Annotated in this window: 13 protein-coding genes; 9 read left to right on the top strand and 4 right to left on the bottom strand. The window is 53.0% G+C overall.

Features of this window, described 5'->3' with window-relative positions; genetic code table 11:
• Positions 1–333: 333 nt before the first annotated feature.
• The 9 genes from J2I46_RS11295 to J2I46_RS11255 all read left to right on the top strand — a co-directional run bounded on the left by J2I46_RS11295 (position 334) and on the right by J2I46_RS11255 (position 18,547).
• Positions 334–3,492: a SusC/RagA family TonB-linked outer membrane protein gene (locus tag J2I46_RS11295; protein WP_207329098.1), complete on the top strand. Its 3,159-nt coding sequence runs from the start codon at positions 334–336 to the stop codon at positions 3,490–3,492.
• A gap of 32 nt (positions 3,493–3,524) precedes the next feature.
• On the top strand, positions 3,525–5,069 hold the full coding sequence (locus J2I46_RS11290; protein ID WP_207329097.1) for a RagB/SusD family nutrient uptake outer membrane protein: 1,545 nt from the start codon (positions 3,525–3,527) through the stop codon (positions 5,067–5,069).
• 88 nt (positions 5,070–5,157) lie between these two features.
• Positions 5,158–8,670, top strand: a complete 3,513-nt coding sequence (locus J2I46_RS11285) for a VCBS repeat-containing protein (RefSeq protein ID WP_207329096.1) — start codon at positions 5,158–5,160, stop codon at positions 8,668–8,670.
• A 339-nt stretch (positions 8,671–9,009) separates the two neighbouring features.
• Complete coding sequence (locus J2I46_RS11280) at positions 9,010–11,547, top strand: glycoside hydrolase family 9 protein (protein ID WP_207329095.1); 2,538 nt, start codon at positions 9,010–9,012, stop codon at positions 11,545–11,547.
• A gap of 11 nt (positions 11,548–11,558) precedes the next feature.
• Positions 11,559–13,511, top strand: coding sequence for a glycoside hydrolase family 97 protein (locus tag J2I46_RS11275; protein ID WP_207329094.1), 1,953 nt, complete (start codon positions 11,559–11,561; stop codon positions 13,509–13,511).
• A 204-nt stretch (positions 13,512–13,715) separates the two neighbouring features.
• Positions 13,716–13,940 carry a hypothetical protein gene (locus tag J2I46_RS11270; protein WP_207329093.1) on the top strand — a complete coding sequence of 75 codons (225 nt, stop codon included), beginning with the start codon at positions 13,716–13,718 and terminating at the stop codon, positions 13,938–13,940.
• 280 nt (positions 13,941–14,220) lie between these two features.
• Positions 14,221–15,444: a family 8 glycosyl hydrolase gene (locus J2I46_RS11265; RefSeq protein ID WP_229379687.1), complete on the top strand. Its 1,224-nt coding sequence runs from the start codon at positions 14,221–14,223 to the stop codon at positions 15,442–15,444.
• Positions 15,445–15,478: 34 nt separating this feature from the next.
• Entirely contained in the window at positions 15,479–16,618 is a 1,140-nt protein-coding gene (locus J2I46_RS11260) for an alpha/beta hydrolase-fold protein (protein WP_207329091.1), read from the top strand.
• Between the two features lie 252 nt (positions 16,619–16,870).
• On the top strand, positions 16,871–18,547 hold the full coding sequence (locus J2I46_RS11255; RefSeq protein ID WP_374758078.1) for a hypothetical protein: 1,677 nt from the start codon (positions 16,871–16,873) through the stop codon (positions 18,545–18,547).
• A gap of 313 nt (positions 18,548–18,860) precedes the next feature.
• Here J2I46_RS11255 and J2I46_RS11250 read toward each other — a convergent pair whose 3' ends face one another.
• From J2I46_RS11250 to J2I46_RS11235, 4 genes are read right to left on the bottom strand one after another with little or no spacing between them, the layout of a single operon-like run.
• Positions 18,861–19,199 (bottom strand): IolE/MocC family protein, encoded by a 339-nt coding sequence (locus J2I46_RS11250; RefSeq protein ID WP_207329090.1) that lies wholly within the window; start codon positions 19,197–19,199, stop codon positions 18,861–18,863.
• Positions 19,200–19,205: 6 nt separating this feature from the next.
• Positions 19,206–20,921: a GMC oxidoreductase gene (locus tag J2I46_RS11245; protein ID WP_207329089.1), complete on the bottom strand. Its 1,716-nt coding sequence runs from the start codon at positions 20,919–20,921 to the stop codon at positions 19,206–19,208.
• 12 nt (positions 20,922–20,933) lie between these two features.
• Positions 20,934–22,127, bottom strand: a complete 1,194-nt coding sequence (locus J2I46_RS11240; RefSeq protein ID WP_207329088.1) for a Gfo/Idh/MocA family protein — start codon at positions 22,125–22,127, stop codon at positions 20,934–20,936.
• A 1-nt stretch (position 22,128) separates the two neighbouring features.
• Positions 22,129–23,547: a Gfo/Idh/MocA family protein gene (locus J2I46_RS11235; protein WP_207329087.1), complete on the bottom strand. Its 1,419-nt coding sequence runs from the start codon at positions 23,545–23,547 to the stop codon at positions 22,129–22,131.

Below are 23,547 nucleotides of genomic sequence, written 5' to 3'. Positions count from 1 at the left end.
AAAGTTTTGACAAGACGGCGTAAACTTGACTAACTTGGAAGAAAGCCGGTCTACTCTATTTCACCCCTTAGTCAGGAGTGAGACGCAATAGAATTAGAGCAGAACACATTCACGAACTGAGTTTACCCGTCATTAGCCCATTACAACCAATTTAAATTAAACCCGACTCCCCTTCCGCCTATGCCCAATGCTATGCTTTATGCATAAAAAAAGAGTCAGCAATGTTGGCGCATTACTGACTCCGTAGCTCCCTTTTTGTTCCTGCGAGAGAACATCCGAAATCGGATGCAGGGATTTTTTTGTCCGTTGAAAAACCAACAAACCCTTAAAATTATGTCTAAACAATTACAAATCCATGCGTCTTTACGTAAGCTCATATGGATTGGACTCTACACGCTTATTATCGCTCATGCCCTAACGGTGAATGCCTGGGCCCGTCTGGCCGATCAACCAGTAACAGGTACCGTGCTTGATGAAAATGGAATCCCTCTGGTAGGGGTGACTATTCAACTCAAAGGAACAGTAAGAGGAGCAACCACTGATACCCGTGGGGCGTTTCGTATTGACGTACCCAATGGCAATTCGGTACTGGTATTCAGCTACATTGGTTACAAAAAACAGGAAGTAACTGTAGGTAGTCAATCAATTATCAATCTATCATTGGAGTCCGATGCCGGTTCGCTGGAAGAAGTCGTTGTGGTAGGATATGGCACTCAGAAACGCTCGTCGCTAACAGGCGCGGTGTCGACAGTAACGACCAAAGAACTTACCGCCCTACCCGTGCCGAACTTGTCGGCCGCCCTTCAGGGACGCGTACCGGGTGTATCCGTCGTTAACAACGGGGGACCAGGTACGTCACCTACTGTACAGATTCGGGGCGTTGGATCGATCAACTACGGTTCGGGTCCACTGTACGTGATCGACGGCGTACCAACCGGCGATCTCAATAGCTTCAATACGAACGATATTGAATCGCTGGAAGTGTTGAAAGATGCCAGCTCAGCCGCCATTTATGGTTCACGGGCAGCTAATGGCGTCGTACTCATCACGACCAAAAAAGGAAACCGGGACAATCGGGTCCGCATTACCCTCGACTCGTACGTGGGTACGCAAAGCGCCTGGAACAAAATCGACGTGCTTAACCGCGATCAGTACGTGAAGTATGCAACAGCGTTGACATCGGCCGCTGGTTTTCCGCTGCCCACTCGCCTAAGCAACCTGAACACACCTATCTATGCCGGTTCTACTCAGACCTTTGCCCAGACAGAGACCAACTGGCAAAACGAGTTATTCCGCGCCGCGCCCATTCAGCAGCAGCAACTATCACTTTCGGGTGGTAACGCTGTTTCCCGGTTTTTTGCCTCCGGCAGCTATTTTAATCAGCAGGGGATTCAACAGGGTACCAGTTTCGAGCGGGGGTCACTCCGGCTTAATTCAGACCACCAGGTAGCTAAGTTCCTGTCGTTCGGCCAGACACTGACCGCTTCGTATAGTAACCAGCGCCCTGAAACAACCGGTAACCGCTCCCAGTTGATGCACGCGCTACGGATGCCTCCCTACTGGCCGGCAACCGATCCGACGAAAGTGGGCGGCTATAGCGCCCCGACCGCGCTGGACGGAACCGACCCGGAAAACCCGCTTCGCGCGCCAGCACTGGATATTACCAAAAACAAATTCCTGAAAGCATTCGCAACGGTATACGCTGATGTGAAGCTTCCGGCCAACCTCCGTTACCGCTTCAACTACGGAGCTGATCTGGGTTTTGGCACAACAAACGGATTTTTGCCGATCTACAACGATGGGTATAGCGGCCGTACATCAGCCACCATTACCGATAACCGCAGCACCAACATCACGCAGACATTTACCAACCAGCTTACGTTCGATAAGACATTTGGTAAACACAGCGTAAACGTGCTGGCAGTGGCTGAAAACCAAAAATCAACGTTCACCAATTTGAACGGCTCCGGCACCCGGCCTAACAACGATCTGGATGTAATTCAGGGCGTAAGCAATCCGTCGGTAAACAGTGCGCGCTATGTAACGGAGTTGATTTCGTACGTAGGTCGTATCAACTACGAATATGCCGGTAAGTACCTGCTTAGTGCATCGATCCGGCGTGATGGTTCTTCGTTGTTTGCTCCCGGCAACAAGTGGGGCAACTTCCCATCGGCGTCTGTAGGCTGGCGCATCAATCAGGAAGGGTTCATGAAATCATTGACTCAGATTTCGGAATTGAAACTGCGTGCCAGCTATGGTAAGACCGGCTTCAACGGTATTGGCAACTACGCCTGGCAGTCGCTGGTGCAGGCCGATGCAACGGCTTATCCCTTCGGTTCAGCTAATGGCCTGGGTTCGTATTTCAATGGGCTGGGAAACACCGACCTGAAATGGGAAACGACCGACATGGTCAACTTTGGCATAGATGGCGGTTTGTTTAGTAACCGGCTCACCTTTTCATTCGAAGTATACAACCGGAACACGAATGGCCTGATTCTGGCCGTACCGATTCCGAACTCTATTGGTTATAGCAACGCGCCGGTAGCCAACATTGGTAGCATGAAAAACTGGGGTTATGAATTCCAGGCTGGCTATAACTACAATAAGGGAGATTTCCGCGGGAACGTGTCGGCCAACGTCGGTATTACCCGCAACCGGGTACTGAGTCTGGCCACACCAACGGCTTCGATCTATGCTGGCCAGGATGCTGACTACGGCGGATACGACATAACCAAAACCGAAGTTGGGCAGGCAATTCAATCGTTCTACGGCTATCAGGTCGATGGTATTTTTCAGAGCCAGGCTGCCATTAATGCGGCTAACGCCCTTGATGGTAACGACAAAACACCTTATCAGGCCAATGCAGCGCCCGGTGATATTAAGTTCAAAGATATCAACGGTCGCGACGCGCAGGGTAACCTAACGGGCAAACCCGATGGAAAAGTCGATGCCGATGACCGGGCCTACCTGGGCAGTTACATACCGAAGTTCAACTATGGTTTTAACTTTTCAGGCTCGTACAAAAATTTCGACTTTACGCTGTACATACAAGGGGTACAGGGGAACAAGCTTTATAACGGTACAAAAGTTGTCACGCAGGGTCAGCTCCGGTTATTCAATGCCGGCCCGGCTGTGCTGAATGCCTGGACACCTACCAATACCAATACCGATGTTCCACGGTCGGTTAGTGGCGACCCTAATAATAACAGCCGTACCTCCGATCGGTTTATTGAAGATGGTTCGTACATGCGCGTCAAGAACCTGACCATCGGCTACTCGATCCCCGTGAAAACGCTGGGTGGTTTAACCAATGGTGTAGTGAGCAAAGTACGGGTGTACGTCTCGAGCCAGAACCTGTTGACGTTCACCAAATACACCGGCTATGACCCCGAAATTGGCTCGCGGAACGGCACATTGCTGCGCAACGGGATCGACTATGCCAACTACCCACAGGCCCGGACCATACTGGCTGGCCTTCAGCTTACGTTCTAATCAGCTTATCAACACCCTAGAATTATAATTCTATGAAAAAGTCATATTTCCTGGTTAGCGTGCTACTGTTGGGTGCAACAGTGAGCTGTAAAGAAGACGCTTTAAATCAGCTTAATCCGAACGCGGTTACTACCGACAGTTATTTCCAGAATGACGTCCAGATAAGGAGTGCAATAAATGGGGCGTATGCAGCGCTTCAGTCAACAAATCTGGTGGCACGGGAATGGTGGTTTACCCACGACCTGCGCTCTGACGATATGGCGCCCGGCGGTGCGGGGCTCGAAGTACCACGCGCCCAGTTACTACTGGGTACGTACGATGCCAGTAATGCCCTGGTAGGTTCCGTTTGGACGGGGGATTATCGGCTCATTCACCGGGCCAATGTGGTGATCGACAAAGCGGCTACGGCAACCGCATTAACAGCGGCTGTTTCTACGCAGGCAGTGGGCGAAGCGAAGTTTTTGCGGGCCTGGGCGTATTTCGACCTGGTTAGTATGTGGGGTGGAGTTCCGCTCTACAAGAGTTACGTAACATCGCTGGCTGGTGCAGCAGCGCGCGCGCCGGAAGCGGATGTATATGCGTTTGTCGTTGCCGACTTGAAAGCCGCTCAGGATGCCCTGCCCGCTACCTACGATGCCTCGAACCAGGGACGGGCAACCAAAGGAGCCGCACAGATGCTGCTGGCCCGTGTGTATATGCAGCAGGGTGATTATACCAATGCTAAAGTCGAATTGCAGAAGGTGATTAGCTCAGGTTTGTACCAGTTGGCAAGCGAATTCTCCGATAATTTTACGGAAGAAGGCGAGTTCAATAAAGAGTCGATCTGGGAGGTTAACTTTTTACCATCGGGCGGTTCGTTCAACTGGAACGGAGACGCTGATGGCGCAGCTGCCGGTGAAGAAACCGTTCGGACGCAGGAGTATTCGGCAGTCGGATGGCGCAACCTGATTCCATCCAACAGCCTGTTGGCCGAATTTGAGCGACCCACCAAAGGCGATGCAAAAATTGATCCCCGGTATGCCAAATCGTTTTATACTACCGGCGACACGTTCAACAGCGGTAAGACTGTACTGACCGACGCGGCTCAGGCCGGCAATACCTCTGTCGTAGACGGTAAAGAACAGAAGGTAAGCTGGCGGAAATATAGCCTGATGTATAAGGTTGATCCCGGCGGATTCCTGACGGGTGGTATCAATCAGCGCATTATGCGGTATGCCGAAACCCTGCTGGCTATGGCCGAATGCGAAAATGAACTGGGCAATGTGGCCAGTGCAGTCACGTACCTGAACCAGGTTCGCGCCCGGGCCAGCGTAGCCATGCCCGCGTACCCAACCGCCAACTACCCCGTGTCGACTAAAGATCAGGTATTTGCTGCCATCGTGCATGAGCGTCGTGTGGAGTTCAGTGGTGAAGAAATTCGGAATCACGACCTGCTGCGGTGGCGGAAGCAGGGTAAACTAAAATCGGAGCCCTTACCATATTTCGTAAAGGGGAAATCAGAACTGTTGCCTATTCCCCAACAGGAAATTGACAACAATACGAACGTCGGCATTAAAGGGCAGAACCCTGGCTATTGATCGATTCGCTTATTAGCTATTCTATGGCAACAATGACACTTGATTATCCGGTGTCATTGTTGCCATACCAAAATTTAAGTAGATAAGTATGCAAGCGCACTGGGTACGTGTAGTTTGGGCGAGTGTGCTGAGCAGCATCCTGTTAGCCTGTAATAGAGCACCCGATACCCTGTTTGAGCAACTATCCAGCACTCAAACCCACATTACGTTTGCCAATTCACTGACGCCTTCTGACCAGTTGAATGGCTTCACGTTCACCAACTTTTATAATGGTGGCGGCGTGGCCGCTGGCGACGTTAATAATGACGGTTTCACGGATGTATTCTTCACCGGCAATCAGGTCAGTTGCCGCCTGTATCTGAATCAGGGGAAACAGACCAACGACGGATTTGCATTCGACGATATTACGGAAGCAGCCGGATTGACCACCAATCGATGGTGCTCGGGCGCGGTGATGACTGATATCAACCAGGATGGCTGGCTTGATATCTACGTGTCAGTTGCCAGCCACCCATCACTTAAACAGACCGAAAACCTGCTCTTTGTAAACCAGGGGCTGACAGGCGGAAAACTTGTTTTCAAAGAAATGGCGAAAGCCTACGGGTTAGCCGATCCGGCCTTTACCACGCAAGCCGCTTTTTTTGATTACGACCTGGATGGCGATCTGGACGCTTTTCTACTGAACACGGCGCCTGATTCCCAAAATCCCGCTCATGTTCGCCCAGTCGTATCAGATGGGTCGCACCCCGGCACGGGGAAGCTTTACCGAAATGAAGGGAATGGCCCGGCGGGGCATCCGGTTTTCAACGACGTTTCCCGACAGGCAGGCATTACCTACGATGCGCTCGGCTTGGGGCTGGTTATCAGTGATATCAATAAAGATGGTTATCCGGACATTTATTGCTCCAATGATTTCACCAGCAGTGATATTCTGTACCTGAATGAGGGGAACGGCCATTTTACCAACGTCATCAAAGAAGCAACCACCCATACCAGTATGTATGGTATGGGTGTCGATGCGGCTGACCTGAATAACGACGCCCGTATTGACCTGATGCAGCTCGACATGCTGCCGAAGGAGAATGAGCGGTTGAAGATGATGCTCGGAGGCCAGGACTATGACCGCAAAGAAATAAGCATTTCGCCCCGCTACAACAACCATCTGCAGTACATGCGCAACTCCCTTCAGATGAATCTGGGTGACGAGCTCGGGGTGTGGAACGTGGGGCTGGGAGTGAAAAGCACCGCCCCAAGCCCAAAGCCCCCTACCCCCTGCCCTACGCCCCTCTTCTCGGAAGTGGGCCTGATGGCGGGAGTGGCCCAGACGGATTGGAGCTGGGCAACGTTGCTGGCTGATTTCGACAATGATGGCTGGAAAGACATGTACATCACCAACGGATACCGCAAAAACGTCACCGACCGCGACTTTATCACCTTTACCGAAGACTTTTCCAGTTTTGGTACCACCGAATACAATACCCGGAAACGGCTTGAACTGATGGATAAAGTGCCTGAGCTGCCACTCGCGCACTACGCCTTCCACAATGCCAGAAACGGAGCCTTTACTGATGTTTCCCAGGCCTGGGGACTTAATTCTAAATCATACGCAAACGGTGCCGCCTATGCCGACTTTGACAATGATGGGGACCTAGACATTGCGGTTAACAATATTGATAGTGAAGCGTTTATTTATCGAAACCGAAGCCGCGAGCAAGCGCCGGATCAACATTATCTGACGATAAAACTGCAGGGTGATTCGGCCAACCGGCAAGGAATAGGCGCGAACGTCACGCTTTGGGCAGCGGGCAAGCAGCAGTATGCGGAGCTGTTCGTTGTGCGGGGCTACCTGTCGTCAGTAGAATCGTTGCTTCATTTCGGAGTGGGCCGAACCACCCGAATCGACTCAATGCGCATTGTGTGGCCAGGCGGCCGGTCGGAAACCAAACGAAGCGTTTCGGCCGATCAGACGCTTACCCTGTCATATTCCCAGGCAATGATTGGTACCCATGCACCCATCACCCCGGTAAAGAGCCCTCTTTTTGCCGACGTCACAGATAAATATCCCATCGATTTCGTGCATCAAGAGTCTGATTTTGTTGATTTCAAGCAGCGGGCTGCCCAGCTCAAAATGCTGTCGCGCTCTGGTTTTGCGCTGGCAGTCGGTGATGTCAATGGAGACGGATTAGATGACTGTTTCGCGGGCGGTTCTTACCGGGGGAGTTCAGCCTGTTTGCTTTTGCGCAATTCGGCGGGCGGGTTTATAAAAAAGTCCTTTCCAGCCCAGGCTGATCAGGAAGCAACAGACGCCCTGTTTTTTGATGCCGATGGCGATAAAGACCTGGATCTATACGTGGTGTATGGGGGTAACGAGCGACCGGTGACCGACAAGGCATTCTATCAGGATCAACTCTATATCAATGACAGCCATGGCCATTTCAGCGTGGCTCCTGCCGGCGTACTGCCCGATGTATCGGGCAGTGGCTCCTGCGTAATTTCCGCCGATTTTGACCGGGATGGTGATCTGGATTTGTTTGTGGGAGGCCGTCAGATCCCCGGTGAATATCCGTTGCCTGCCCGGAGCTACCTGTTGCGAAACGACCGGTCGAAAAACGGGTATCGCTTCACCGACGTAACACGGCAGGTATGTCCGTCGCTTATGCAGGCTGGCCTGGTTTGTTCGGCGCTCTGGTCTGATTATGACCAGGATGGCTGGCCCGACCTGCTGCTGGCTGGCGAGTGGATGCCGCTGACGATAGTCAGGAATGAGAAAGGCAGCTTCAAGTCGCCCGCAATGCAGCTTCCAAATACAACTGGCTGGTGGAATACGCTGGCGCAGGGTGATTTTGACCACGACGGAGACCTCGACTACATGGCAGGAAACGAAGGGCTGAACACGCTATACCAGGCAACAACCAACGAACCGGTCAAGATTATCGCTAAAGATTTTAACAACGATGGCACGATAGATCCGCTGATGGGTTACTACATCAATGGTGTTTGTTATCCGGCCATTCCACGCGATGCGTTAAATCAGCAGGTAATCCAGTTCCGCCGAAAATACCAGCGCTTCGCCGATTATGCTGCCGTAACCTTCGACGACTTACTGACCAGCGATGAGCTAAAAGACGCGTATAAAGCCCAGGCAACGTACCTGCAAAGCGCTTACATCGAAAATCAGGGGCACGGCAAATTCGCCATACATGCCTTACCTCGACCAGCTCAGGTAGCTCCGGCTTTCGGGATAGTTGTACACGATTTTAACTACGATGGTCATCTGGACGCCGTCTTGACTGGCAATTTTTATCCAAATGAGGTCAACATGGGCCGGGAAGATGCCTCTCTCGGTGTTGTGCTGCTGGGCGATGGACGTGGCCATTTTAATCCACTCGAGCCTACCCAGAGTGGCTTACTGATTCGGGGCGACACCCGATCGTCGGCACTTCTGCGTGGCCCGAACAATGAAACGGTACTGGTTACAGCCATCAACTCACAGGGCCTACGCCTGAACCGATGCCTGACGCCAAAACAAGCTAAACAGCATGAACCTGGGAGAAAGTCGCCTGCTCTGGTAAGTATTGAAAAAACTGGCAGTCTATACTGATACGGTGAAAAAAGGTCAGGTCAGAAATAACACCACTACTTGCCTGTATATGGGCCCCTTACAGCCGGTTATTGAAGTCCATAACCCACGTTGCCCTGGTTAATCGAATCAGCTTAACACCAGACTAACGGATAGCCCTTTAGGAAAGAGTGAATGAATAAATACTACATATAAATGTGTCAAAATAACACTATTAAGCCAATGTGGGCGAAAATCATGTCCTGCTCAAGGATACAGTTTTCGCTTCTGCCGACTTCAGGTACTACCGCATTGCCGACAAAATAGCCACACCTGGCCAATCCAGTTCGGCATCACTAAACCCAGTTACCTCTTTCACTCATGAAAACGATATCGATGTTTCAAGCCTCTCTGGCACTGGTCCTGTCAGTGTCTTTACTGACTGCTACACCTGTGGTCAGTCAAAAAATCAAAGTAAATGATGCGGAGTATTTTGAGGTGCCCGGCCTAAATATGCTGGTGTTCAGCAGCCAGTATAACGGCATGTTTTTCGATGAAAAAACGGCCGGTATTGAGATGATTCACCACGGGGTACGTACCTCAACTGGGGGAGCGGTACGCTTGCAAAACACGCCTGAACAATGGGACCTGGTGCCAAAGATGACGTCACGCAAGGTGGATAAAGCAACCAACAGCATCGAGGTAGGGCTCCGTTATCAGGAAGTCGATTTCGACTCTCGGGTAATCGTGAGTGCCAAGGGTAATGGTTTCGAAATTAACGTGTATCTGGACAAACCACTGCCCGCGAAGGTCGTCGGCAAAGCCGGGTTCAATCTGGAGTTCGTTCCCTCCGCTTATTTCGAGAAATCATATCTGGCTGATGGCAGGCCAGGTACGTTCCCCCTGTATCCGGCCAGCAACACCAAAACGGAGCCACTCTCAGCCAAGATTCAGCAGTTTGGCATCCACAATACATTCGAGGAACGGGGCAAGCCCGAATTCATCGTACCAGACCCGCTGACGACAGGCAAAACAATAGTGTTGGCCCCGGACGATGCCGAACACATGGTCAGCATTCAATCAGAAACAGAGTTGATGCTGTTCGACGGGCGGAACCTGGCTCAGAACGGCTGGTTCATTGTCCGCAGTTTGCTGCCCGCCGGAAAAACCGGGAAGGTGCTGACTTGGTACGTGGAACCGAATGTGATACCCAACTGGAAGCGCGCGCCCGTGCTTGAATTTTCACAGGTGGGCTACAATCCGGATCAGGAAAAAGTAGCGGTGATTGAACTCGACCAGGCCGATCAGGCACTGAAAACTGCATCGCTGTTTCAGGTTATGGCCGATGGCAAACAGGTCGAGAGGTTAAAGGGAGCCGTGACACCCTGGGGGAAATTCCTGCGCTACAACTACGCCAAATTCGATTTCAGTTCGGTTAAAGAACCGGGTGTTTATTACATCCGGTACGGCACTCACAAAACCAATATTTTCCCCATTGCGGCCGATGTATATAGCAACATCTGGCACCCAACACTCGATGTCTGGTTTCCGGTGCAGATGGACCACATGACGGTAAACGAAGCCTACCGCGTGTGGCACGGGGCACCCTTTAAGGACGATGCGTTGCAGGCCCCGCTCAATCAACAGCATTTCGACGGCTACTCGATGGGCGATAAAACCGACACGAAGTATAAGCCCCTGGAGCGGATTCCCGGCCTGGGCGTTGGTGGCTGGTTCGATGCGGGTGATTTCGACATTCAGACCGGCTCGCACAACACCACGATCCTGAACTTCGTTGAGGCCTGGGAAAAGCTGAAGCTCGACCGCGACGAAACCCGCATCGATCAGGCCCGGCAGTACGTGGATATTCACCGGCCCGACGGTAAACCCGATCTCCTTCAACAGATCGAGCACGGCACGCTCAATCTGGTAGCGCAGGTGAAAAACATCGGGCATCCGGTACGAGGCATTATTGTGCCGAACCTGCATCAGTACCACCACCTTGGCGATGCGAATACCGAAACCGACAATTTACCGTACAACCCGAACCTGAAACCATACGAGTCGGACGGTAAATCGAGCGGTACCATGGACGACCGCTGGGCCTTTACTACGCGCTCCGCTTTTCTGGACTACAACACCGCCGCTGCCCTGGCCGCCGCCAGCCGGGCGCTGAAAGGATTCAACGATACCTTATCCACGCAGGCGCTACAGTACGCCAAAAAACTATGGGATGAGAACGACGGAAAGCCCAACACAGACACATCCCGGTTTGCGATGTTTCGTCGGAATACTGAGATGGCCGCGGCGCTGCAGCTATTCATTACGACCAAGGACGACCGCTACGCCAAAAAATTCAAAGACGCCATCTGGCCAGCTCTCGATCGGGCCGTTGGACCGAGCCTTACGGCGGCCTTGCAAGCGTATCCCTTTATGGATAAGGATTACCAGTCGAAGCTTAAAGACTACGTCGTCAAGTTCAAATCGTCGAACGATGACCTGACTAAACAGAATCCGTATGGAGTTCCGGCGGGCACACGGGGTGGATGGGGCAGCAACCAGCAGGTAATCAGCTGGGCCATCACCAACTACCACGCCAACAAGTATTTCCCGGAAATCATCAGCCCTGAATACGTTTTCAAAGGACTGAACTACATTTTCGGTTGCCACCCGTACCACAACCTCTCATTTGTCTCGGCGGTGGGTACGCGCTCCAAGAAAATCACCTATGGCAGCAACCGGGCCGACTTCAGCTACATCGCCGGTGGGGTAGTTCCGGGCATCATGGTACTCAAGCCCGACTTCCCGGAGAACCGCGAAGACTGGCCGTTCTTATGGGGAGAAAACGAAGTGATTATTGATATCTGCTCGGCCTACATCATGCTGGCAGGTGCCGCTAATGAATTAGTCAAGAAGTAAATCAACCTCTTATGAAATACCTTATTTTTTTATTGCCACTCTGGGTTTCCGCGTACGTAAGTCATGCACAAACGACAAACTCAGTCGTGAGCAGCCCTGATGGAAAATTACTGGTCACGCTAGTGCTGGACAATGGCAAACCGACCTACAGTGTTTCACTAAACGGCAAACCGTTTGTCGCAAACTCACCACTTGGTTTAAAAACTAATGTGGGTGATTTCACGGAAGGGCTATCTGTAGGAAAGGCACTGGCGATCAGTAAAATTGACAATGCTTACGAGTTACCGACTATCAAGCAGAGCAAGGTGCATTATGTGGCCAATGAAGGCGTCATTTCTCTCTCGAAAGATAATTTTGCGGCCATTGATATAGTATTCAGGGTCAGCAACAACGATGTGGCGTTCAGGTACAACGTGTATCCACAAAAAGCATCTCGTTCCTGCGTTGTTCATGAAGAGAAAACAGGATTAGCGTTTCCTGCCGGTACTACCACGTTTCTGTCGGCGCAAAGCAAAGCGATGGTGGGTTTTGCCCGAACCATGCCCAGCTACGAAATTCCCTATACGGTTGATGATACGTTGGGCGAAAACGGTCGGGGCAATGGCTACACGTTTCCCTGCCTGTTCAAGGTCAACAATACCGGTTGGGTATTAGTCTCTGAAACAGGCGTTGACAGCCGGTACTGTGGCAGCCGCCTGATTGGCCATGCTGACGGCCTATATACTATTGGCTTTCCGATGCCCGATGAGAATAACGGCATCGGCACGTCAGCTCCGGGTATACCCTTGCCCGGTGAAACACCCTGGCGTACGATTACCGTCGGCGAGACACTGGCGCCCATCGTAGAAACCACCGTGCCATTCGATGTTGTCAAACCCCGCTATGAGGCTTCTCAGCAGTACCGTTACACGAAGGGTTCTTGGAGCTGGATTATCGGTATGGACGGCCGAACGGTCTACAATGAGCAAACCAGGTATATTGATTTCAGCGCGGCGATGGGCTACGAAACCATTCTGGTCGACGCCCTGTGGGATACGCAGATCGGTCGCGAAAAAATCGCCGAACTGGCTAAATACGGAGCTGGTAAAGGTGTTAGCCTATATCTATGGTATAATTCCAACGGCTATTGGAACGATGCACCGCAGGGGCCACGCGGCATCATGGATAACACCATTGCCCGTCGGAAGGAAATGGCCTGGATGAAGCAGATCGGTGTGAAAGGCATCAAAGTCGATTATTTTGGCGGGGATAAGCAGGAAACCATGAAGCTATACGAGGATATCCTGTACGATGCCAACGACTTCGGTATCCTGTGCATTTTTCACGGCTCGACACTTCCCCGTGGCTGGGAACGGATGTACCCCAATTACGCGGCGAGCGAAGCGGTTTTGGCCAGTGAAAACCTCGCCTTTTCGCAGCGTAGTTGCGATATGGAAGCATTCAACGCCACTATTCATCCATTTATCCGCAACACTGTGGGTAGCATGGATTTTGGCGGCAGCGCGCTTAACAACTTCTACAATGCCAACAACACCCCGAACAAAGGCTCAAAACGGGTTACGTCCGACGTGTACGCGTTGGCTACGGCGGTGTTGTTTCAGAGTAGTGTTCAGCATTTTGCACTGGCTCCCAACAACCTCACCGATTCGCCGGACTGGGCCATCAATTTCATGAAAACGGTGCCCACTACCTGGGACGAAGTTCGCTATATAGATGGCTATCCGGGTAGGTACGTGGTACTGGCTCGCCGTCAGGGAACGAAATGGTATATAGCCGGGGTGAATGCCCGGAAAGAGCCACAAAAGCTAAAATTGAAATTACCCATGATTGCCGCTGGTACCGAATATAAATTATACAGCGATGACGCACAGTTGATGGGTAAAGTAACTACGGCAAAACTGCCGAAAAATCAGGAAGTAGACTGGATAATCCCGACAAACGGAGCCGCCCTGCTAGTGAATTGAGCTGAAGCGAGCACAGCTCACTTTTCCCAACCTGTGACGTAAAAAGGATACTCAAATTGGTGGACGAATGAAAACCGGCAAGACCTTTACATTGCTACCGCCAGCCTCCCGGTTATTGGGTACCGCAATTACTTCGGCGTCTAAAAAGTCGGAGAAACCGCTGAGGCTGGCGTCACCAGCAACTATGAGCAGAGCGGCTGGTTCATGCTGTCGGGCGTTGATCTGGGTACCGGAAAAGAAGCTGCCAAACAGATGCAGGCCCAGCTTTCGGCCGGCACGTCAGGTACGTTGGAAGTATGGCCTGACGATCTGACCGCCGGGAAAAATGGCCAGTATTCCGTTCAGCTCAACCGGTGGAATGGCGAACTGGAAAACGGTAAGCCAGGCTGTCAAAGGCATCTCAGTCCATCACACACGGCCTGTTTGTGAAATTTCCGGCCGGTCAGGCTGCTGTCGCTACAGTCAAAGTCCTTCAATTTCGAAACTAGTCGCGTGCTATAGCTCAGACAGAACAGCCAACGAATGTCTACTCTGACGTCGGAGTATACAGGAGATGGCTCCATTTCTTTTAAATAAACGTAGCGAAATCCAGAGGCAGTCCTGCGCTACGATTAACCATGTTAACTAAAGAACGAATACGATGAAATCGGCACCTATTACCTTGTCCGGGAATCGCTGGCTGCTACCAGCATTGACCGGTCTGTTTTTGATGACGACGCCCCTAGCGGTGGCTCAAAAACAGAAGACGACTAGATTGAAGGTCACAACTCAGTCAGGCAACTACCGGAACCTGTTTCTTGAAGCAGGCTACAAACAGGCCGACATCGACGCGAAACTGGCGAAAGCGTATTATGACGTCTTCGAAGGACCGAACAAAGTGTATTTCGAGGTCGGTGATACGATGGCGTATGTGTCGGACGTGAAGAACAAAGATGCCCGGACCGAAGGGCTATCATACGGCATGATGATCGCCGTTCAACTTGACAAAAAAGACGTGTTCGACCGAATATGGCGCTGGTCTAAAAAATACCTGCAACACCAAAGCGGCCCTCGCGAAGCCTATTTTGCCTGGAGTATCAATCCGCAGACGATGAAGAAAAACTCTGAAGGGTCAGCCTCCGACGGCGAGTTGTATTACATCACCAGTCTGCTGTTCGCAGCCAACAAATGGGGCAACAATACAGGTGTCAATTACTATGGCGAAGCCCGGCGGATTCTGGATGCGATGTGGAAAAAAGATGGCACCGGCAACATTTACAACCTGATCAACACCGACGCCAGGCAGATCTCGTTTGTGCCCGAAGGCAACAACTATACATGGACCGACCCGTCTTATCACCTGCCTGCTTTTTACGACGCCTGGGTGCTATACGCCAAAGACGGTCATGAAGCATTTTACAAGGCCTGCGCCGATACGTCGCGGGTGTTCCTGCACCGGGCCTGCCACCCCGTCACGGGCCTCAACGCCGACTATACTGAGTTCAGCGGTAAACCACACGACACCCGCTGGTCGCCCTCGGCCTTCCGCTACGATTCGTGGCGGGTACCCATGAACATTGCTATGGATTATACCTGGTCGGGCAAAGACAAAGCCTGGCAGGAAGAGTACGCCAAGCGGTTTCAGCATTTTCTGCGCTCGAAAGGCATGGACACGTATGACGACCAGTTTAACCTGGATGGTTCACGACCCGAGTTCATTTTGCAGGCCGGGCCAGTGAAAAAACTCCGGCACTCGATCGGGCTGGTGTCTACGGCCGCTACGCTGTCGCTGATCAACAACGAACCGAACAGTCGAGACTTTGTGCGGGCCGTGTGGAATGCCAAACTGGAGCCGTTCAGCGATGGCTATTTCGATCCGTATTATGATGGATTGCTGTATGTCTTCAGCCTCATGCATTTGAGCGGCAGGTATCAGATGATCACACCACAGTAGAAATAATGTATCCCAAACTCTTAAATCCTTACACATGAAAAAGATCATTGCCGTATTGATCGGGGTTATGACTCTGACAGTACAAGCCCAGGCCCAGACTACGGGCGTACCGGCTACGACAAACATTCCGGGTCAGAAATACCCGCAGATACTGCCCGACAATCGGGTGGTATTCCGCGTGAAAGCGCCCGATGCCCGCAAACTGCAGATTGACTTGATGAAGAAATACGACATGGTGAAAGATACCAGCGGCTTCTGGACCGTCACGACGGAGCCTGTCGGTGAGGGCTTTCACTATTACTCGCTGATCGCCGACGGTATAGCCATCTGCGACCCGGCGAGTCAAACGTTTTATGGCATGGGACGGATGGCCAGCGGTATCGATATTCCGGACAAAGACATGGACTATTATCAGCCCAAAAATGTGGCTCATGGTCAGGTACGTTCAGTCAATTACTACTCCGACATGACCAAAGCCTGGCGCCGGGCCAACGTATACACGCCCGCCGGGTACGACGAGAACCCGAAGAAGCGCTATCCGGTGCTGTACCTGCAACATGGCTCGGGCGAAGATGAAACTGGTTGGCCAACGCAGGGTAAAATGGATATGATTCTGGACAATCTGATTGCCGAGAATAAGGCAACGCCTATGATCGTAGTGATGGAACGTGGCTACGCAACCGATCCCACTAAACCGGTTAGCACAACCGGTGGCATGACCCCCAATGTTTTTCCTGAGTTGCTGGTCAAGGAAGTGATACCGATGATCGACAAATCGTTTCGAACGTTGACCGATCGGGATAATCGGGCAATGGCGGGCCTGTCGATGGGTGGTTTTCAGACCTTCCAGACCACAATGACCAACCTCGACAAGTTTGCTTACATCGGCGGATTCAGTGGAGCCGGTCGCTTGCAGCCTGGTGCCGATGTCAAACAGCTGTATGACGGTGCCCTTGCCGATGCCGATGCGTTCAATAAGAAGATGAAAGTAGTATACGTCAGCATCGGCACCAAAGAACCGGAGCGTATGTATGCGGGCGTGAAGGGCTTCCACGAAGCGCTCGATAAAGCGGGTATCAAGCACGTTTATTACGAGTCGCCAGGTACGTTGCACGAGTGGCAAACCTGGCGCCGGTCGCTACGGCAGTATGCCAGCTTAATTTTTAAGAAGTAAATTCATCGCCGACGATCTGAATGGGTCGTCGGCCAATCGAATACTTAAGAAATGACTCCTTCTGTCGACAGCTTTCGGCATTCTCGGTACAACCAGTCACGCCCAGCCGATTGAAAAAGAAGGTCCCCAAGGCTTCGATCAGGTGCGTTCGGGGGTCGCCACCGGTAAAGTTAATCAGCTCGACGACCTATCCCTACTGTAACTGTCCTGACTGACACCCAATTCATAACCCGCTAACTGAATCTGAAACGAATGACGACGACCCTACTGAACAGGATGACGCACCTGATCCTGACATGCCTCCTGGTACTAGCTGCAGTAGTGGTAAAGGCTCAGACGAAAGGCTCCCCTGAACAGGTAGTGATCACCTCCCTGGATGGGAAAACCCGGGTATACACCAATGAAAACGGGAACTTACAGGTGAACGTGTCCCCCAGGAACGTGGATAAATACAAAGCTGCCAGCTTGGTCCGCTATAGCGATTTTGGTGCCAAAGGGGATGGCAAAGCCGATGATATGGACGCTATTGCTGCCACCCATGCGTTTGCCAATCTTCACGGTCTTTCGGTAAAAGCCGATGGGAAAGCCACCTATTATATTGGCGGGAAAGAGCGAACAGCACTCATCCGGACGGATACTGATTTCAATACGGCATCCTTCATCATTGACGATACGGAGGTGCAAAATCGCAATGCTGCTGTGTTCACGGTAGGTTCAGCCCTCAAACCCTTTAAGCTGGAAAGCATATCCTCTATTCAGCGGAACCAGAAAAAAATCGACGTGTCTTTGCCTGGGCCCTGCCTGATCACCGTTACCAATACTACTGTGAAGCAGTACATCCGCTATGGGCTCAACCAAAACAATGGCTCTCCCCAGACCGATCTGTTTGTGGTAGACAAAAACGGTAATGTTGATATGAATGCTCCGATCATCTGGACATTCGACCGAATCACAGATATGGTCGCGCTGCCCATTGATGAGAAACCGCTACAGATCACGGGGGGACGCTTCACCACCATTGCCAATAAAGCCGAGTCAGCGTATACCTATTATAACCGTAACCTCGCCATCCGACGATCTAATGTGATCATTGACGGCCTGCAACACCGTATTGAGGGCGAAGGGGACCACGGTGCGCCCTACGGAGGCTTTATCAACATTGGTGACTGCGCCTACGTAACGATAAAGAATTCGATTCTGACCGGACACCGGACATACAGCACCATTGGCGCAGCGGGTAAACCTGTTTCCATGGGTACGTATGACCTCTCTGCAAACCGTGCATTGAACGTTTCGTTCCTGAATTGCAGCCAGACCAATGATATCAACGACACCAGATACTGGGGCATCCTGGGGTCTAATTTCTGTAAGAATCTGCTTTATGATGGGTGTACCCTCTCTCGGTTTGATGCGCATCAGGGCGTTGCCAATGCCACCATACGCAACTCAACGCTGGGCCACATGGGAATCAATGCCATTGGCAGCGGCCTCCTGCTGATCGAGAATTCGACCATCCGTGGCAGAAGTCTGGTTAATTTACGCCCCGACTACGGCAGCACCTGGCAGGGAGAACTGGTGATTCGCAACTGTGTTTTTGTGCCGGCCGACGCTCGGCAAACCAGTGTCGCCCTGATCAGTGGCTCCTATTCAGGTGAGCACGATTTTGGCTACACCTGCTATATGCCGGAGCAAATCACCATTGACAACCTTCGAATCGACGACTCACAGCACCCTGAAAACTACCGGGGACCTGCCATTTTCGCCAATATCAATCCGCAAATGACGGACCAGTCCTACCGGGAAAAATTCCCCTATGTGATTACCAAAGAGGTTACCCTCAGAAACATTACGACTGTCAGCGGAAAGGAGCTGAGACGTAGTGACAATCCGTTCATGTTCCGGGAGGTAAAGCTCAACACCGGCCAGTGACATTGCATACACCTGTTTCGGCGAAACGCACCTCGCATTACCCTATATTAGATAGTCCAGAAAGAGGAAATCGGGCTGGACAGTTTACACGTATCGGATCACTCAGGATAAGCGTTTGACGATTACTCTTAAAAACATGCCAACAGGTATTTCATACCAGCCGGGTTGTTATCAATCATTTCGAAAACTGATGTAGCGCAGTTATTTCAAGAGCAGGCAACTGAAGTATCTTAGCCTAACCATGGATTGTTCTATCTTTAACTTGTTCCTCCGTGGAAAGTATAGACATCTTAACCCCGGTTTCGGCCGAAAGTCAGGCCGCCAGATCGAACAGTTGCCGGTTCTGCTCCGGGGTGAAAAAGTCTTTGCCTGTCTGGCAGTTCACCAGAACGGGCCGGGCGTCGATCAGGTGGCGCAGGTACGTTTCGTAGCTTCGGCAATGCGCGTCCAGATCCGGCTCAACCGATTGCCAGTATTGCCCGATCAACTCAAGACCATACTGCTGCAACGTACCCAGCAGGCTCTTTTTTTCAGCAGGATCAAGTGGCAGCGCCATTTCAACCCCATCGTAGCCAGCGGCTTTCACGCTCTGGCAAAACTCGGCAAACGGGAGGGCATTCCCCCACTCTGGGGCGTAGAATTTGATGTGCATAAGCAACTACAACGTACCTGCTTTGAGCTGCCGAACGGCATAATCAGCAGCCCGGGCCGTTAGGGCCATGTAGGTGAGTGAAGGATTCTGGCAGGCCGACGACGCCATGGAAGCTCCATCAGTCACAAACACATTCTTGACCGAATGGAGTTGATTCCATTTATTCAGAACCGACGTTTTCGGATCGCGCCCCATGCGGGCGGTGCCCATTTCGTGGATCGCCAGGCCAGGCGGCTGTTTATTATCAATAGCCGCCGTAACCCGGATGCCCGCCGCTTCCATCATCGCTTTAGCCTGCTCAATGGCGTCGAGCGTCATGCGGTCTTCATTTTCGCCCCAGGCGCAGTCGATATCGAGGGTTGGCATGCCCCACTGATCTTTCGCGTCGGTGTTCAGTTTCACGTGGTTTTCGTAGCGGGGCAGCATCTCACCCATAGCCGTCATACTAAACGACCAGCCACCCGGCCGCGACAGGTTATCCTTGAAATCGGCACCGAAGCCTTCCACTGCATTACCACGTTCCCAACCGGCCCGTCCGCCGCCACAGGCATAAGCATAGCCCCTGACAAAATCGCGCTGTGCATCGGCCAGTACATTCCGGAAGCGGGGCACATACGTACCTGTGGGGCGTCGGCCGTAGTAATAACGATCATTCAGGTCGGTTCCCTCGTAAACCCCGCTGACCCGCCCCCGATAATTATGGTCCATCAGGTAGTGACCGAGTGCGCCACTATCGTTGCCAAGCCCAGTCGGAAAACGGCCCGAGGTCGAGTTGAGCAGAATCAGCGTGGAGTTGAGCGTAGCCGCGTTGACGAAAATAACGCGGGCATAATACTCGGTCATCTCTTTGGTGTTCGTATCGATCACCCGCACACCCGTCGCTCGGCCTTTCTTCTCGTCGTAGATAATAGAATGAACCACCGAGAACGGGCGGATGGTCAGTTTACCGGTTTTGGCCGCAGCGGGCAGGGTAGCCGAATTGCTGCTAAAATAGGCCCCATACAGACAGCCTCGCCCGCACCAGTTGCGCGACTGGCAATCGGCCCGGCCCAGGGCCAGATGAACGGGCTGGGCTTTGCTGAGATTAGCCGTTCGGCTGATGATCAGGTGGCGGTCGGCATATTGTTTTTTCCAGGCATCGCGCACGCTTTTCTCGATGCAATTCATCTCAAACGGCGGCAGGAATTCACCGTCGGGCAGCGTCGATAACCCGTCTTTAATCCCGCTGATACCCGCAAATTTTTCGACGTAACTATACCAGGGAGCCAGATCGGCGTAACGGATGGGCCAGTCGACGCCGTGCCCGTCTTTGAGGTTATCTTCAAAATTGAAGGGCGCCCACCGTTGCGTCCACCGCGCCCAGCTCAGCGATTTGCCGCCCACCTGATAGCCCCGAATCCAGTCGAACGGTTTAGTCTGCTGGTACGGGTGGTCGGTATCTTTTACGAAAAACTGACCGGAAAACTCATTGAATGCGTAGCTGACCTTGGCCTGCGTAGGGCTCTGAGCCAGCACGTCGAGCGGGTAGCGCCCCCGGTGGGTCATCTCCCAGGGGCTCGACAGCGTGGTCGGGTAATCCTTCACATGCTCAACCGGGCGGCCGCGCTCCAGCACGAGCGTGCGTAATCCTTTTTGGGCGAGCTCTTTGGCCGCCCAGCCACCGCTGATGCCCGAGCCAATCACAATCGCGTCGAATTGGTTGATGTTTCCGATCAGGTTCATGGTAATAAGGGATTAGGGCAGGTCTCTCTCCACGATCTTGCCGCCTGTTTTTTCTTTCAGAATCAGCTTGTGACGGCCGTCGTGGGTGATTTCCTCTTTGATCAGGTAGTGGTCGGCGTCGTAGTCGGTCAGGGTTTTCTCCTGGGTAAGTCCTTCCTGTCCGCGCCAGACGGGTAGCTGCACCGGCTCCCACTGCTTGGTCTCCGCCGACTTGTAGGCTGCGTCCAGAATGGCGTTCACCACGTACCCATCGTAGAACGTTTCGGCCGGGGCGCGACCTTCCTCGCAGGCGCTGAACATGTCGGTAAACATGTGGTTGTAGCCCAGGTCATTCACCTCATCGCCAACCGGAAACAGCCAACCCGCGTTGCTTTCGGCCTTCTCGGCCACATAATCGCCTGCTTTGCCGGTGGTGAACATCTCGAAGCCCGTGCGCAGAAAGTTGTTGATCCAGATGGTGCCTTCGGTGCCCATCACCTCGTCGCGCAGGTCCATGCCGCCCCGGAAGGTCCAGCTCACCTCAAACTGACCGATGGCCCCGTTTTCGTACTTCACCAGCGCAATGGCGTGGTCTTCGGCGTCGATGGGCTTCACCTGCGTGGCCGCCCAGCACATCACCTCCACGGGTCGAACGTCTTTGCCAATGAAATTGCGGGCGATTTCGACGCAGTGACAGCCCAGATCGAGCATGCAGCCGCCGCCAGCCTGCTCTTTGTCCCAGAACCAGTTGGAGTGGGGGCCGGGGTGGGTCTCCCGCGATTTGGCCCACAGAATGCGTCCCAGCGAGCCACTTTTCACCGTGTCGAGGGCTTTGAGAAACTTAGGCGAATAGCAAAGGTCTTCGAGATAGCCGCCAAAAATGCCCGCATCTTCCACCAGTTGCATCATGTGGCGGGCTTCGTCGGCGGTGCGGCCCAGGGGTTTGGTGCAGACCACGTTCTTTTTGTGTTTGGCGCAGAGTGCCACGGCCGGGGCGTGGAGGTTGTTGGGCAGGGCAATGCAGACCATGGTCACGTCGGGGTGGGCGATGACGGTTTCCATATCGGTCGACCAGATAGCGCAGCCGTAGTCGGTGGCAAATTTTTGCGCGGTTTCTTCGCGGCGGGCGTAAATGGCAATGACTCGGTCGCGGCTGCGCTGACCGTGGAGGGATTCGGCGTAGAAGCGGCCTATGAAGCCGCCGCCAAGCATAGCAATTTGTTGCATATCAAGTGGTTTTAATCAGTTTCATGGCGACAGGGTCCCAATTAATGACTTTACGCTGGCGGGCACTCAGGTTGGCCGCCAGCGAAGGGGCGGCCGCCCGTAGCCCAAATTCGGCATCTTCGATCACCATCGACGGGTTGTTTGCCCGGACGGCATTAACGAAGACAATCATATGATCGAGCCGGTCGTCGTATCCGGCAGGTGTGTTGAAAGCAACGGCCGGTTCGTTTTTTACGGTGCGGGAAAACTGATCGGCCGGATATTTTTGCTCATACTGCCGGATAAACTCGTCCTGCATGGCCTTCGGGTAGGTGAACAGGGCATCGTAGCCCGTGCTGTACATGGGGGCATTGGGCCGTTTGAGCCGGTTCATCACGAACGAGTTCCAGCCGATGTCGATCACGCCTTCCGTTCCCACCAGCCGCGTATGAATGTCGCCCCCGGCCCCGGTGGCCAGATTGACCCGCGTGGTGAACTGGAACGACGGATTTTTGTCGGTTTTGGGGTAATCCATAATGGCCGTCACCAGATCATAGGCGTCGCGGCCATCTTTCCAGAAGTTCAGGTCACCCAGCGCGAAAATGCGGGTCGGCCCCTGCGAGCCGGTGATGGTGTGCAGACCGGTGATCAGGTGCACGAAGAGATCGCCCGCCACGCCGGTTCCGTAGTCGGTATAGTTCCGCCAGCGGAAGAACCGTTCGGCCTGAAACGGGCGCCTGGGAGCGTCGCCCAGAAACCGGTCCCAGTCTACATCCTTCGGGTCGAGATTGGGCGGCAAGGTGTACTGCCAGGCCCCCAGCGCATCGGTCCGGTCGAGGAAGGTCTCTACCGACGTCAGTTCGCCGATATCACCCGCTTCGTAGCGCTTTTTGGCTTCCAGTACGGCCGCACTGCTGGCGCGCTGACTGCCCACCTGAAAGACTTTTCCTGATTTTTTGTGCGCATCGATCACCGCCCTGCCTTCCTCGATGTGGTGAACCATCGGCTTTTCGCAGTAGACGTGCTTACCCGCCCGGAGTGCATCGATCGAGATGCGGTCGTGCCAGTGATCGGGTACGCAGATGAGCACCGCATCGACGTCGTTGCGGGCCAGTACCTCCCGGTAATCGCGGGTCGTAAACAGGTCGTTCCCCCAGACTTCCCTGGCCCGGACGAGGCGCGGCTGGTAGAGGTCAGCCACGGCCACAACCTTTGTTCCAGGCACCTTCAGGATGCAGTTCAGATCGTAGTGCCCAATGATACCGGCGCCGATCAGGCCGATGTTGATCGTATCGGCGGCCGACCGTGGAGCAAGGGGCGTCAGCAAGTGAGTAGACCCAGCGTATAGCCCCCGCGATGCGGCATTGGCCAGCGTTTCGCTGCCTGCCAGCAACGCACTGGTGGCACCCAGCTGGCCAAGAAATCGTCGTCTTGATGGCAT

Source organism: Fibrella forsythiae (assembly GCF_017353175.1).
Lineage (GTDB): Bacteria > Bacteroidota > Bacteroidia > Cytophagales > Spirosomataceae > Fibrella > Fibrella forsythiae.
This window is presented reverse-complemented; position numbering and strand designations above follow the sequence as displayed.